At 63.5% G+C, this 14449-nt stretch carries 11 protein-coding genes and 1 pseudogene; 6 read left to right on the top strand and 6 right to left on the bottom strand.

Annotation, left to right across the window (positions count from 1 at the left end; genetic code table 11):
• Nucleotides 1-369 precede the first annotated feature (369 nt).
• From MF134_RS21875 to MF134_RS21850, 6 genes are all read left to right on the top strand, one after another.
• Nucleotides 370-1491, top strand: coding sequence for a hypothetical protein (locus tag MF134_RS21875; protein WP_255341543.1), 1122 nt, complete (start codon nucleotides 370-372; stop codon nucleotides 1489-1491).
• Nucleotides 1488-2309 (top strand): ABC transporter ATP-binding protein, encoded by an 822-nt coding sequence (locus MF134_RS21870; RefSeq protein ID WP_255341542.1) that lies wholly within the window; start codon nucleotides 1488-1490, stop codon nucleotides 2307-2309. Before MF134_RS21875 ends, MF134_RS21870 begins: the two co-directional genes overlap by 4 nt.
• Before the next feature lie 48 nt (nucleotides 2310-2357).
• Nucleotides 2358-3686, top strand: coding sequence for a glycosyltransferase family 4 protein (locus MF134_RS21865; protein WP_255341541.1), 1329 nt, complete (start codon nucleotides 2358-2360; stop codon nucleotides 3684-3686).
• Between the two features lie 132 nt (nucleotides 3687-3818).
• Complete coding sequence (locus MF134_RS21860; protein ID WP_255341540.1) at nucleotides 3819-4388, top strand: glycosyltransferase family protein; 570 nt, start codon at nucleotides 3819-3821, stop codon at nucleotides 4386-4388.
• 29 nt (nucleotides 4389-4417) lie between these two features.
• The gene (locus MF134_RS21855) at nucleotides 4418-5131 is read left to right on the top strand and encodes a glycosyltransferase family 4 protein (RefSeq protein ID WP_255341539.1); all 714 of its coding nucleotides are present in this window, start codon (nucleotides 4418-4420) and stop codon (nucleotides 5129-5131) included.
• A gap of 374 nt (nucleotides 5132-5505) precedes the next feature.
• Entirely contained in the window at nucleotides 5506-6702 is a 1197-nt protein-coding gene (locus MF134_RS21850) for a hypothetical protein (RefSeq protein WP_255341538.1), read from the top strand.
• Nucleotides 6703-6977: 275 nt separating this feature from the next.
• Here MF134_RS21850 and MF134_RS21845 read toward each other — a convergent pair whose 3' ends face one another.
• From MF134_RS21845 to MF134_RS21820, 6 genes and pseudogenes are all read right to left on the bottom strand, one after another.
• A complete protein-coding gene (locus MF134_RS21845; protein WP_255341537.1) occupies nucleotides 6978-9857 on the bottom strand; it encodes a DNA translocase FtsK in 2880 nt (959 codons plus the stop codon).
• 134 nt (nucleotides 9858-9991) lie between these two features.
• On the bottom strand, nucleotides 9992-11395 hold the full coding sequence (locus MF134_RS21840; RefSeq protein ID WP_255341536.1) for a cytochrome P450: 1404 nt from the start codon (nucleotides 11393-11395) through the stop codon (nucleotides 9992-9994).
• A gap of 88 nt (nucleotides 11396-11483) precedes the next feature.
• On the bottom strand, nucleotides 11484-12761 hold the full coding sequence (locus tag MF134_RS21835) for an NAD(P)/FAD-dependent oxidoreductase (RefSeq protein ID WP_255341535.1): 1278 nt from the start codon (nucleotides 12759-12761) through the stop codon (nucleotides 11484-11486).
• A gap of 2 nt (nucleotides 12762-12763) precedes the next feature.
• Entirely contained in the window at nucleotides 12764-12928 is a 165-nt protein-coding gene (locus MF134_RS21830) for a DUF3096 domain-containing protein (RefSeq protein WP_255341534.1), read from the bottom strand.
• Between the two features lie 112 nt (nucleotides 12929-13040).
• Entirely contained in the window at nucleotides 13041-13820 is a 780-nt protein-coding gene (locus MF134_RS21825; protein WP_255341533.1) for a 3-hydroxybutyrate dehydrogenase, read from the bottom strand.
• A 214-nt stretch (nucleotides 13821-14034) separates the two neighbouring features.
• Nucleotides 14035-14449: pseudogene (locus MF134_RS21820) on the bottom strand (methyl-accepting chemotaxis protein); the annotation flags it as partial.

The raw sequence follows: 14449 nt of genomic DNA, 5'->3' as shown, positions 1-14449 counted from the left end.
TCCTCCAAGCGGAGAGAGCTCAGAGACGATGTGTCCCGATCCCTGTCGAAAAAGCCGGAGGCCAGAGAGGCCAAGGGCGAGAGAGCAGGAGACGTGAAACGAGCAAGCTCGGCAACGCGGGACTCGTCGCAGAAACGGAGCGGCACGCTGCCGCGAAAGCGCGCCCGTCCCAAGGCGCTGACGGCGGTCGCCAATGCGTTTAGTGCGATCGAAACGCTCGAGTTCCGGCTTTTCCGGCGCGGTGCACCTTCCGAACTCGCCCCCACTCGCAAGCCAGCCCCATCGCCTGCCACTTCTCGCCTAGATACTCTTCCCAAGCGGAAGACGGCCTATGAGATCGGCCTTCCCGGGGATGGGGCGGTTCCTGAGGTGCGCAGGCTCGACGCTCCCGACGCATCCGCCGATGTCAGTGCCAGCCGCAGGCCGCCATGGCTCTTTCTGCTGCTCGTGGTCCTGCCGATCCTCGCGGCAGCGGTCTATCTCTTCATTTTCGCTGCCGATCGCTACACGTCCGAGGCCTCCTATGTGGTCCGCAAGGGCGGCGACGCGATCCTCTCCTCGGCATTTGCCGTTCCGGGGATGAGCCGCAGTGACGAATCGAGTGAGGTGATCAAGGTCTATTTCCAATCCCGCGATGCGGCGGAGCACCTTGCGCAGGATGTCGATCTCGAGGCGATGCTCTCTCGGGCTCCATCCGATTTTCTGACGGTTTATCCCGGGATATTCTATGATGAATCGAGAGAAGGTCTCTTCGCGGCCATGCAGGACACGGTGTCGATTGACATCAACGACTCGACCGGAATTTCCACTCTCTCGGTCACGGCCTACACGCCCGAGGACGCTCGAGCCATCGCCACCTCTCTGCTCGATGAGGCCGAGCAGCTCGTCAATCGTATGAATGATCGCGCGACAAGCGACACCATCCAGTTTGCCCAGTCCGTTGTGGCGGAGGATGAGGCGCGAGTTCGTGACATACAGACGCGAATGACCGACTTTCGCAACGATGAGAGCATCCTCGATCCCAACGCGCAATCCACATCGCAGATCGAGCTGATGACCAACCTCTCTCAGCAGTTGACCGAAGTGGATACCGAGATTGCCCAACTGAAGGCAAGCGCACCCAAAAACCCCCGTCTAAACAGCCTCAATGAGCAGCGCGACGCTCTCGCAAGACAGGTGGAGAAAGTGAGGAACGAACTCGCTGGGTCGACGGACTCGCTTGCACCGAAGCTCTCTGCCTACGAGAACCTGTCATTGGAGCGTGAACTGGCAATCCAAGCGCTCACGACGAGTTATCGTTCGCTCGAAACCGCGCGACAGGAGGCTTTTGCGGAACGGCTCTATCTACAAACGATCTCGTCTCCCAATCTGCCCGATCGCGCGTCCCATCCACGGGTCGGGCTCGTCCTCCTGATCACAGCGGCCTTTGCCGTGGCTGCGCATCAGATCGCCAAAAAGCTTCTTGCAAACACCATGGAACACATGCCGTGAAAGGGGCGCTAGAAAAGGGAAGCGGCAAATCCGATGCTGCACTCGCGCCAATCAAGAATCTTGACGACAGTCAGAAGGCCCACAGACCGAAGACGCGTTTTCTGGAAGACGAGAAAACCGTATCACCCGAGCCGCCCGCACCTCTTGGCCCAGCGCCGTCCGACCGCGACGTCACACTCACTCATCTGGTCAAGGTCTATGATGGCGAAACCGGCCCGGTCAAAGTCCTGGACGGAATCAGCTTCTCGATCGGCGTGGGGGAGAAGATTGCGGTTCTCGGCAAAAACGGAGCCGGGAAGTCGACTCTCGTCAAACTTGTCGGAGGGGTCGAGAAGCCGACCGCCGGACACATCCGTCGCGGGATGAAGATGTCCTGGCCCCTGTCCTTCGGCGGCGGCGGCTTGCAGCCGCAGATGAGCGGCCTCGACAATATCCGCTTCATCGCCCGGCTCTATGGTCGGTCCATTCCGGACATGATCGACTTCGTCAGCGATTTCTCGGAGATCGACCGGCATCTTCGCTATCCCGTCAACACCTATTCCTCCGGCATGCGGATGCGTCTTGCCTTCTCCCTGACCCTGGCCGTCGATTTCGAGTGCTATCTCATCGACGAAGTGCTGGGCGTCGGTGATCAGCGCTTCCAGAAGAAATGCCGGGATGCGCTGTTCGGAGAGCGCGGTCACTGCGCCATGATCCTGGTCAGCCATCACCGACAGACCGTCCTGGAGTACTGCTCCAAGGCGCTGGTGCTGAAACGCGGGCGCGGGCGTCTCTTCGACGACGTCGAGTTTGCGCTCAATCTCTATTCGACCCTGTGATCGGAGAGCGGGCGGTCGTCTGATCGCTTGCTGGAGTGCCAGGACATCATGACCATCTTTCTCGATCTCACCCGGATTTCCTCGCGCCTGCTGCGGGGGGCGCCGACGGGCATCGACCGTGTGGAATACGCTTATGCCCAGGAGATCGTGACGAAGGAGCGCTACGGTCCGGCCGTTCCCGTAATCACGCTCCCGCTTGCCAATGGCGCCATACCGCCGGAGACGATGCAGACCCATCTCGCCCGAATCGAGGCAGGCTGGATGCGCGACCGGGAATCCGGAGCCGACGATCCGTTCTATCGGGAACTGAAGACTGCGATCGAGGCTCCCGCCGATCCCCGGCAGATCGGAGCGCGGCGTCTCAAGCGCCAGAGCCGTCGTCAGGCGGCGGCGAAGACGCTGCAATTTCCGTTCCGGCAGATCACTACCGCGCCGACCCTCCTGCGACGTCGCCTCGCCCAGACACGAAACGAGGCGCGATGCTATTTTCACAGTTCACACACTCAACTCGACCGGCCCGACCGCTTCGCCTGGCTCGACTCCCATCAGATGGAATCGGTCTTTCTGATTCATGATGCGATTCCCGTCGACTATCCGGAATTCTGCTCGCCGGGCTCGGCCGCACGCCACCATGCCCGTCTGCAGACCGTGTCGAGGAAAGCGGCGATGATGATCCTCAACTCCGCCGCCACCCAGACGGCCGTTTCGGACTACATGCGGGAACAGGGCTGGCATGTCCCCCCATCGAGAGTGGTGCCGCTCGGCGTCGACCAGTGGTTCGCCGACCGGGAATCGCCGCGACCGCCCCTTCCCCAGGCTCCGTATTTCGTCAGCGTCGGCACGATCGAACCACGCAAGAACCTGATCTTCCTGTTCAATGTCTGGCGCCAGGTGGTGAAACGTCTGGGTGCTAACGCCCCGAAGCTGGTGCTCGTCGGCCGGCGGGGATGGGAGAACGAGAACATGCTGGACGTCCTGGAACGCTCCCGCGAAATCGGGCCGCACCTCATCGAGGTCGCGGATCTGTCCGATCTCGGGCTTGCCGCGCTGCTGAAAGGCGCACGGGCGCTCCTCGCCCCCTCCCTGGTCGAAGGTTTCAGCCTGCCCGTTGCCGAAGCATTGTCCATGTCGACGCCCGTCATCGCCTCCGATATCGCCGTGCATCGGGAAATTGCCGACGGGCGCGCCCTGCTCCTGGGCGAAATCGACGGGCTGGCCTGGACCGACGCGGTCGTGGACATGACTGCATCGGCGAGCCCGTTGCGCGAGGAGTGGCGGAACCGGGCCCATGGGTACCGGGCTCTGAGCTGGGAGCGCCATGTGGAGATGGGCATGGACGCGATCAATGCCGTAAAGCAGGGGCGGACCTTGTCGTAGAATGACATGACGAGAGCCACTTGTCCGTTCGATGGCTCTTTGCCTCGCCGTTGACAGCGCCGGGACGAACCTCGTAGCGGGTCCCAATCACGCTCGACCCACCCCATCAGCACTTCACATGCAGGACCACAGATGACGGCACCGGTTTTGATCGAGGGTCGCAATCTCGCGATCAAGCAGGGGACCGGCATCGCGTCCTACGCCCGCAACCTCACGCAGGTGCTGAGAGGGCAAGGGCATGAACTGGATGTCCTTTTCGACACCGAATTCCCGTTGACGCCCAATCAGCCGGAATGGAACGAGATCAAGCTCTACGATCCTTCGGCCGGAAACCGCTCGATCTTCGCCCGTTTCCGGCGGTTTCGTCGGGCAGGCCAGTACATGGCCGCTGCACCTTTCGGCGTCACCGCCAGCGAAATCGCTTGCACCCACGGCGAAAGCGACAGCCTCTTTCCTGACCTGCAGGGCTTTGCCCGTCAGCAGGCCGTCGAGATGCTGTTTCTCAGGGCCGATTGGCATGTCCAGAGATACGGACGCCGGCTTGCGGTCAAGCCGCTCCGCCAGCCGAAACTCATGCACGCCACCCATCCGGCTGCGATCGAGGTGAAGGGCTGCCCTAATATCTACACGGTGCACGACCTCGTTCCCCTGCGCCTTCCCCATACCACGCTCGACAACAAGCGCGCCTTTCTGAGACCCTGACCACGCTGGCCAAGACCGCGGACAGGATCGTGACGGTCTCGGAATCGTCCCGGCGCGACATCATCAAGTATCTGGGGGTGGACGAGGACCGGGTCGTCAACACCTACCAGGCCGTCGCCCTGCCCGAACGCCACCGCGCCCGGCCCGCAGAAGAGAAATTGCGCGAGATCGCGGCATTTCGCCTGCGGCCCCAGCGCTACTTCATCTTCGTCGGCGCCGTCGAACCCAAGAAGAACATCGAGCGGCTGATCGACGCCTACCTGTCGACCGGCTCGCGCTATCCCCTCGTGATCGTCGGCAAGCTCGGCTGGGACTATGAGAGGGTCGTCGAGAAGATCGAGAGCGCCGCGCCGTTGTTTTCACGCCGGAAGGCCCCGCCGCGGCAGCGGATCATTCACCTCCCCTATCTGCCATTCTTCCAGATGCTGTCGCTGGTCGAGAATGCCCGCGCCATGCTCTTTCCTTCGCTTTACGAAGGCTTCGGCCTTCCGGTCCTCGAGGCAATGCTTCTGGGCACGCCGGTCGTTGCGGCCAATACCAGCTCGCTTCCCGAGGTGGTGGGCGAAGCGGGGCTCCTGGCCGACCCTTACGACAGCATGGCCATCGGCCAGGCCATCCGCATGATCGACCACGACGATGATCTCCGGGCCGAACTGTCTCGCCGCGGTCCGGAACAGGCCGCTCAGTTTTCGCCGGAGCGCTATTCGGAGCGGGTCAAGGCGCTCTATGACGAACTGCTATAGGCGCTACATGCCTGAAATTCTCTTCCATTCCGGTCCCATTCTCGCCGAATTGCGGAAGCAAGTGGACGCCCGAATGCACATCCTGCAACAAGCCAGCGGCGAATGATGATGTCCTGCTTGGTGACCGGTCGTGACCTGCTGCCGGGACCGCCGTTCTTGCGGGGACGCCAGACCGCGGCCTCTCGCACGGGCCTTGAGGACCTCCAAGACTGCAACGGCTTGACCTCTCGAGCGAATAATAGCACTGAAGATGGACACCGGGACGCGATGCTGCGCCAATGCGGCCATAGCGGAGAGACCCTAGTGAAAAGACATGCCGGCTCGTCCGGGACAGAGCGCTCAAGGCAATGGTTCCGGTGTCGCGAGGTTGATGCGTGTCGCTTCTGAACCCCACCACTAGGAAGGCGCTTGACGTCCCCCGTGCAGGCACGCAGGGCAGTGCCCCCGCCAAGCCCGCGCGTCTGTCGTCGTCGTTTTCGTTGGGATGGTTGCTGTTTATCGCCGTGGTCCTCGTCCCCACGGTCTGCGCATTCGTCTACTATGGAGCGATCGCGAGCGACCGCTACGTCTCGGAGAGTCGCTTCCTAGTAAGAAGCGCTTCGACCCAGGACGTGAGCGGCCTCTCCTCGTTTCTCCAAACCTTCGGCATCAGCCGCGCCGATGACGACAGCTACGCCGTCCAGAGCTACATCGAGTCTCGCGACGCCCTGCGCGATCTGATGAAGACGCTTCCCATGGAGACCTATCTCAACCGCGAATGGGTCGATCCGATTTCCGTTTGCTACAAACCCTGGAGCGAACGGACCTTCGAGACATTGTACGAGTGCTATCTTTCTTACGTCAGCATCGTACGCGAACAAGACACCGGGATCAGTTGGCTGCGCGTCGATCTGTTCACGCCAGAAGACTCCCAGAACGTCGCCCAGGAGCTCTTGCGTCTAAGCGAGCAACTGGCCAACAGAATGAACCAGCGGGCCGAAGAGGATGCGCTCTCCAACGCGAACAATCTGATGGCGCAGGCGGAAGAGCGCGTGCTCGAAGCGCAGAGCAATCTGACGCAATTCCGCAATCAACAGATGTTCCTCGATATCGAAGGGGAGGCTTCGCCGACGGCTTCGGTGATCGGCGAATTGACCGGAGAACTCGCACGAACACGGGCTGCGATTGATCAACAGACCCGCGTCTCCCCCTCGAATCCGACGATTGCATCCCTGAAGACCAAGGCGAGCGTTCTCGAAGATCAACTGAGCGAAGAGCAGCAAAAGCTGACAGGCACAGACGATGCCTTGTCGAACCAGATCTCCACGTTCGAGGAACTCACTCTGCGAAAGGTGCTCGCCGATCAAGCTCTAACTCTGGCCTCCAAGGCCATCGATCAGGCGCGCCTCGAAGCCCGACGGCAGAGCATTTATATCGAGACGGTGGTCAGGCCGAACCTGCCCGACGATTCGACGGAACCGCGGCGATTCCGAACCATCATCACCGTGCTACTGGTCTCCATGATGCTGTTCGCGGTCACCTGGATGATATTGATCGGCGGGCGCGAGCACCTCAATAGCTCGCAGTCGTAGGGCAAGAGTGCAGCGCGGCCGCCAGCAGTTCGGGCTACGCCCTGAGAGGTGCATGGGCGTCGTCATCGAGATGATCTGCCGCAGGATCGCTTGCTCCCAAGCAACCGGACCGAGGAAGCCCCCACAACCAAAGCCATAACGGGCCTGCGGGCGTGGTTCGTGCAGCGCGGCAAGGGCCGATCTCCTGCAGAAGAAGATCGGTCTTGCCGCTATACGACTTGCTTGAACGGGAGCGTCACGCTCTCATCGAGAGCAATGCCCGGCCTCTCGCCCGGTCACATCTCGTCTTCGGTCGGGACCAGGATCTCGCGCTTGCCGGCGTGATTGGCGGGCCCGACGATCCCCTCCTGCTCCATCTTCTCGATGATCGAGGCGGCGCGGTTGTAGCCGATGCCGAGACGGCGCTGGATGTAGGAGGTCGAAGCCTTGCCGTCGCGCAGCACCACGGCCACGGCCTGATCATAGGGATCGGCCGAGTCGTCGCCGGCTCCGCCGGAACCTCCGCCCGAGCCACCGCCGCCACCGGCCGATCCGCCACCATCCTCGTCTTCGTCTTCCAGGATGGCGTCGAGATAATCCGGCACCCCTTGCGACTTCAGATGATTGACGATCGCCTCCACCTCGGCATCGTCGACGAAGGGACCATGGACGCGCTGGATGCGGCCGCCGCCGGCCATGAACAGCATATCACCCATCCCAAGGAGCTGCTCGGCGCCCTGCTCGCCGAGGATCGTGCGCGAGTCGATCTTCGAGGTCACCTGGAAGGAAATACGCGTCGGGAAGTTCGCCTTGATCGTGCCGGTGATCACGTCGACCGAGGGGCGCTGGGTTGCCATGATCACGTGGATGCCGGCGGCACGCGCCATCTGGGCGAGGCGCTGGACGGCGCCTTCGATATCCTTGCCGGCGACCATCATCAGGTCGGCCATCTCGTCGATGATGACGACGATGTAAGGCAAGGGCTCGAGGTCGAATTCCTCGGTCTCGAAGATCGGCTCGCCGGTCTCGCGGTCGAAGCCGGTCTGGACCGTGCGGGAGATAGTCTCGCCCTTGTCGAGCGCGCTCTTCACCCGGCTGTTGAAGCCGTCGATATTCCGCACGCCGACCTTCGACATCTTGCGATAGCGGTCCTCCATCTCGCGGACCGTCCATTTCAGCGCGACCACCGCCTTCTTCGGGTCGGTCACGACCGGCGAAAGGAGATGCGGGATCCCGTCATAGATCGACAGTTCGAGCATCTTCGGATCGATCATGATCAGGCGGCACTCGGCCGGCGTGAACCTGTAGAGGAGCGACAGGATCATCGTGTTGATGGAGACCGACTTACCCGAGCCGGTCGTACCGGCGACGAGAAGATGCGGCATCTTGGCGAGATCGGCGATCACCGCCTCGCCGCCAATCGTCTTGCCGAGGACGAGCGGCAGCTTGCCCTTGTTCTGGCTGAAAGAGTCGGACGCGATCATCTCGCGATAATAGACGGTCTCACGCCGCTGGTTCGGCAGTTCGATGCCAATCGCGTTCTTGCCCGGGATGACGGCGACACGCGCGGCGATTGCCGACATCGAGCGGGCAATATCGTCGGCCAGGCCGATCACGCGGCTCGACTTGATGCCGGGGGCCGGTTCGAGCTCGTAGAGCGTGACGACCGGGCCGGGACGAACCTCGATGATCTCACCCTTGACGCCGAAATCCTCCAGCACCCCTTCGAGCAGCCGTGCGTTTTCCTGCAGCGCCTCCGGCGACATGGTCGCGTCGCGGCCCTTCGCCTTGGGCGGCGAGAGGAATTCGATCGAGGGCAGTTCGAACAGCTTCGGATCCGGCAGCGTCGTCGCCTGGGGCTTCAGGGCGACCGCGCGGCCCGAACCGGTGCGAAGCCGCTGCTGATCGGCCGTCACGGTCTGTTGCGGCACGACGCGGGTTCCGCCGTCTGACTGGGGGGCGCGAGCGCTTCCGCCCTGCGCGGAAGCCGGGCGCGGCCTGTCGTCGACCCGTGGCGGCCGCGGCTCGGCGCGTCCGTCCTCGGGCGAGCGCTGGCCCCTCTTGCCTGGAAAAGCGACGATATTGCCCGAGAGAAGACCGCGCCAGCCGCCTCCGGCAGTATCCTGTTCATCGTCCTTCGCAGTGACGCGGTCGTCCGGATCGAGCGAGACCCTATCCGGCGCCCCAGGTCCGAGCGCCTCCTCGACCGAGGCCCAGGGGTCGGTTTCGCCGAACTCGTTCCCGTCGTGCCGGTCTTGATCGTCATAACCCCGGTCATAGGGCTCGGCGTCGTCATCCTCCTGCCACTCGGCCGTGTCGAAATCCGAGGCGCGCGCCTCACCCGGCATGGCCACCCGGATCGAACGATCGACCGGGCGCGGCGATGGCGCGGCTCGATGGACAGGAGCCATGTCCTCTTCGTGCCAGTCGTCGAAGCGATCGCCGAATTCCGCCGGCTCGCGGCGGGCGTTAAAATCGTCTCTGCGTCGGGCATAGGCTGCCTTCGCGGAATAGATCGCGTGGGCGCAGGCACCGATCACGAGAGACAGCTTGCCTTCCCCAGCCTCTTCGTCTTCCTCGTCACGGCCGAGGCCGGCAATGCGGCGATTGCGCGTTTCCCAGTCACGGCCGATCAGCCCGGCTCCCATCAGGTCCAGCCAGATCGCGGGAACCGCGAAGAGCAAAGCCAGGGGAATCGCCCAGAAGCCCGACGGATAACCGCCGAAGAGGCTTGCCGGGACGCGCAGGACGAGATCACCCGCGACGCCACCGATTCCGATCGGCAGCGGCCAACTCTCGGGTGCCTGGAAACAGCCGATGGCCGCGCAGGTGAGAACGATCCCGCCGACGGCATACCACCCGCGCCGGGAGATCCGCCCGATCGGGCGGCCAGCGAGAAGCAACGTGCCCCAGATCGCCGGCCAGGCAATGACCAAGACGGCGCCGAGACCGAAGACCTGCATCATCAGATCGGCCACGATGGCGCCCGCCGGGCCCGCCGCATTTTCCACCATGTTCTGATTGGACTGGCTGAGGGACGGGTCGGTGACCGTCCAGGTGACGCAGGCTAGGCTGAGAAAGCCGGCGAGGAGCCATAGGAGAACCCCGGCCGTCGCCTCGAAGCCGCGCCGGAAGATGGATGTCTGCTGGTGGTGGTCGACTGCCGTGATCGCCATGGACTGACCCGTATCGCTTCGTATCAGCGCCGCATCGATTCGACGCGCGCATTCGGGTCGCGATCCTAGGTTCAACGGGGTTAAGGCTGGCTTAAGATTAAGAGGCCGTTAGGGAAAACGCCTGAGCTCCGAGGTCAAGCTGCAGCCTCGGCCGACGGACCGGCATCCTCGAACGAACCCTCGTGCCGACGGGGCAAGGCCACGGCCTGAAAATTCTCTGCCGGTCGCAAAGTGACGCGATGGAGCGGCCTCGGCTGCTCATCGGCCGCTCGGCTGAAACGGACGTGTTGGAGGAGCGTCGCGAGTCCGGCCGTCATCTCGACCAGAGCCAGTTGGGCACCCAGGCAGATCTTCGGCCCGGCGCCGAACGGCATGTAGACGGTGCGCTGGATGCCAGCATCCTTGCCATTCGTGAATCGATCGAGATCGAAGACGTCCGGCCGATCCCAGAAGGCGGGATGCCGATGGATCAGATAGATCGGGATCAGCACCGCGGTATCGGGTTCGAAGCGCATGCCGCCAAACGTCTCGGCCTTCACCATCCGACGCGAGAGACCCGGTGCAGGGGGAAACAGCCGCATCGTCTCCTCGATGAAGGCGCGCACCGTGCCCAGCTTCTCGATATCGGCATGTTCGATGGGACGATCGCCAACCGCGGCATCGATCTCCGCGATCAGGCACTCCTGCACCTCGGGCATTTCCACCAGGCAGTAGATCGCCCAGGCAAGCGCATTGGCGGATGTCTCGTGGCCGGCCGACATCAGCGTGAGGAGCATGTCGACCGTGTCTTCGTCCGTCAGCCGCCGTCCGCTCTTCGGATCGGACGCCGCGAGCAGGCGATTGCAGAGATCGTCGACGCCTCCGTCATCGGCCCGGCGGCGCGCCACGAACTCGGCCAGCACGGCCTGGACGGCATCCCTGGCGTTCTCAAGCTTGCGACGTCCCGGAAAGGGCAGCTTTTCGGAAATACCGAACAGGGAATAGGCCACCATCCAGGACGTCGGAGCGAGATAGTCGTCAACATGCCGTTTGATGAGCTCGGGATCGATCTCGCGGCGGCCGGCAAACAGCAGCCTGTCGATGACCGAAAGCGTGGCGGATTTCATCCCGTCGGACGCGTCGACGCGCCCGCCGGCCGCCTGCCATTCCAGCGCCAGTTCGCGGAACGGCGCGACGATCTGAGGCATGAAGCGGCGCATGGCCGCCGGTGAGAAGACGGGCGCTGCCAGCCGGCGTTTCCAGCGCCAGTCCGCCCCTTCGGCGAGGAGCAGCCCGTCGCGGAAAATCGGACGAAGGATGCGATTGTCGATCGGGCCCTTGGGGAAATCTTCCGGCCGTTCGACGAAGATCGTCTCCAAAGCCTCCGGGTCCGCGACATAGACGAGTCGGCCCTTTGCGAAGGGCGGTGCAAAGACGGGCGTTTTCAGGAGTTCGGCCGGGGCAGCGGAAGCCGGATTGCGCAGGAGCCTGTTGATAAAGGTAAGGCGCTTGCTGCCTTCGGGCATGACGTCCAGTTTCACGGGCTCGAATGCCGCCATCGCTCGCCCTCGTCACCGCTTCGCAAGTCTCCAATGAAGAGATGCGTCGCACGAAGCGGCGTCGATTGCCAGCCCGGTCCCGGATCGCTCAGCCGTGCAGCTTCAGCTGCGCACCCTTGGCCGGGGAGATCATGTCGGCAAAGATCGCCAGCCCACCCCTCACCGGCCCGAGCAGCGTCCATTGGTGTCGCCGCTGCAGGCTCTTGTAGGCGGCGTTGGCGAACTGGCCCTTGACCAGGATGTCGCTCTTGCGGCCGAGGCCGATCATGCCGACCGAGCCCGCCCGCGCCAGCGAGAGGAGCCGCCCCTTGTCGTCGTAGACGAAGGGCTCCGGCTCGTCGCCCCGGATGATCTTCGGCAGTGCGTCGGCCAGATAGTCCGCCTGCTGACTCGCGCACTGGGCGGTCGGTGGCAACGGCATGTCCTCGCCTTCGGGTGTGAAGCTCGCAGCGTCCCCGAAGACGAAGATGTTCGGGTCGAGACTGCTGCGCAGATGCTGGTCGACGACGATCCGCCCCTTCTTGTCCAGTTCGAAATCGGCGATCTCCTTGAGGCACGGATTGCCGACCAGGCCGGCCGCCCAGACAGAAATATCGGCCGGATACTCAGTGCCGTCGGCCGACTTCACGCTGTCCGCGGTAATTTCCGAAATCTTGGCGTCGGTGACGGTCTCGATGTCGAGGGCGTGGAGACGGGCCTTCACGTCGGCGCGGAGCGTCTCGTCGGCACCCGGCATGAGCTGCGGGGCAGCCTCGGCAAGAGTGATCTTGAGGAGGCCCTTTTTTCCGCCGTTCTGCGGCTGGAAGAAAGCCTGCTCGACCTGCCTGAGATGCGCCGCAAGCTCGGTTCCGGTGGCGCCGGAGCCGACGATCACGATCCGCGTGGGGCGACCCTTTTCCCGCGCCGCGATCATCGCGGCCACGAAGCGGGAGCGAAACCGGTCGGCATCCTGACGTTCGTCCAACCGCACGGCATGCTCCGCCACGCCCTTCGTGCCGAAATCCGGCGTCACGCCACCAAGGGCAACGACCAGCGTATCATAGGCGATCCTGCGCGGGCCGGGACGAAACCCGTCCGGCGCATCGGGCCCGTCCAGTTCGACGGTTTTCGCCGCCGGGTCGATCCGGCGCACCTCGCCCTGCTCGAAGCGAAAGCCGCGCATGCGGCCGAGCATGTAATAGCTGAGTTCCGAAAGGGTCGAATCGATCGTGCCGGCTGCAAACTCATGCAGGCGCGGCTTCCAGAGATGGGCCGCCTGACGATCCACCAACGTCACGTCGCACGCACCATCGCTCCCCAGCTGCGAGGCGAGTTCGGATCCGCCGGCGCCGCCGCCCAGAATGACGACGCGAGGTTTGCCCGCCATCGTCACCCGGCTCCCGGTACGCCGCCTGCAAAGTAGCCGGGAAACAGGCCCATCAGGCCGATGACGATGAGATAGATCGCCACGACGATATTCAAAAGCCGCGGGACGATAAGGATCAGGATGCCGGCTATGAGCGCCACAACCGGCTGAACAGCGACGATTTCCATAAGGTTGTCCTCCGATCAGGCAGGATAGTTAGGGCTTCGCCGCACCATCGAAAGGTCGGCGGTTGCCGAACGCGACGGTCAGCCCTCCACTCCTGCCTTTCCACGATCCGGGTCAGGCCATGTACCAGCCATGGCTCGGCACGATCGACTGGCCGGTAAGGGCGTTCGAACCGAAGCTCGCCAGGAACACGGCGACTTCGGCCACGTCCTCCATCGTGGTGAACTCCTGGTCCACCGTCTCGCCCAGCATGATCTTGTTGACGACGTCCTCCTCGGAGATGCCGAGGTTCTCTGCCTGTTCCGGGATCTGCTTCTCGACAAGCGGCGTCTTCACGAAGCCGGGGCAGATCGTGTTCGACCGCACCCCGTGCTTGGCGCCTTCCTTGGCCATGGTGCGCGCAAGGCCGAGAATGCCGTGCTTGGCCGCGACATAGGCGGTCTTCAGTGCCGACGCCTCGTGACTGTGCACCGAGCCCATATAGATGAGCGAGCCCGATTTGCGCGGATACATGTGCTTCACGCAGGCCTTGGTCAGGAGAAACGATCCGTCCAGATGGATCGTCACCAGCTTGCGAAACTCCTCATAGGGGAAGTCCTCGATCGGATGGACGATCTGGATGCCGGCGTTCGAGACCATCGTGTCGATCCGGCCATAGCGCTCGGCCACCTCATCGACGCCGCGATTGACCGCCTCTTCGCTGGTGACGTCCATCTCGACGGCCATGGCGTCGCCGCCTTCGCCGCGAATGTCCGCGGCGGCCTTCTCGGCGCCGTCCATGTTGATGTCGCAGATCGCGACCTTGGCGCCATCGCGCGCGAAGGTGTGGGCGATCACCTTGCCGATCCCCGAGCTCGCTCCGGTGATGACGGCGACGTTCTGATCAAGTTTCATCGTCCGCTACTCCTGTATTTCGCATGTGCAGCAAGATGGACGACGCACTGCAGACAGCAAGGCAGGCAAACGAAGATGACCGAAGTTTAACGCGGCTCGCCAAGAGACCGCAGATCCGGACGCCAGCCTACCCTCGCACCCCGTAAACCGGCCTTTCAAAAAGCAAAGGCCGGCGGATCTCTCCGCCGGCCCCAACCGAGACGGGACTGCCGCCTCAGAACTCTTCCCAGTTTTCCTCGGCCGGCGCGGCCACCTTTTGCGCGGCGCCTCCGGAGCCGGTCGCGCGCATCTGCGGCACGGGCTTGGAGGACGACCGCGAGACCGCACCGGAGGGGTTGGCGGGCTTGGGCGCCGGTCGCGCTGCGTGGGCCGCAGTGCCGCCGGCCTTCGCCGTCTTGAACCGCGCCACCACCTGGGCCAGTTCGTCGGTCTCGCTCTGCAGCGTCTGCGCGGCCGCCGTCGATTCCTCCACCATCGCCGCGTTCTGCTGCGTCACCTTGTCCATCTGGTCGGCCGCTCCCGACACCTCGCGAAGGCTCGTCGCCTGTTCGCGCGCGCTGTCGGCGATCTTCGCCACCACATCCGCCATGCCAGAGACCTCCGCCACGATCTCGTCCAGCGACCGGCCG

The organism is Jiella marina, from assembly GCF_024359545.1.
In the GTDB taxonomy this organism is placed as follows: Bacteria; Pseudomonadota; Alphaproteobacteria; order Rhizobiales; family Rhizobiaceae; genus Jiella.
This window is presented reverse-complemented; position numbering and strand designations above follow the sequence as displayed.

Bases quoted from the DNA above. Each gene is read 5' to 3' on its own strand.
- MF134_RS21825 (WP_255341533.1), bottom strand. From the start codon at position 13,820: ATGAAACTTGATCAGAACGTCGCCGTCATCACCGGAGCGAGCTCGGGG.
- MF134_RS21865 (WP_255341541.1), top strand. From the start codon at position 2,358: ATGACCATCTTTCTCGATCTCACCCGGATTTCCTCGCGCCTGCTGCGG.
- MF134_RS21835 (WP_255341535.1), bottom strand. From the start codon at position 12,761: ATGGCGGGCAAACCTCGCGTCGTCATTCTGGGCGGCGGCGCCGGCGGA.
- MF134_RS21830 (WP_255341534.1), bottom strand. From the start codon at position 12,928: ATGGAAATCGTCGCTGTTCAGCCGGTTGTGGCGCTCATAGCCGGCATC.
- MF134_RS21840 (WP_255341536.1), bottom strand. From the start codon at position 11,395: ATGGCGGCATTCGAGCCCGTGAAACTGGACGTCATGCCCGAAGGCAGC.
- MF134_RS21845 (WP_255341537.1), bottom strand. From the start codon at position 9,857: ATGGCGATCACGGCAGTCGACCACCACCAGCAGACATCCATCTTCCGG.
- MF134_RS21860 (WP_255341540.1), top strand. From the start codon at position 3,819: ATGACGGCACCGGTTTTGATCGAGGGTCGCAATCTCGCGATCAAGCAG.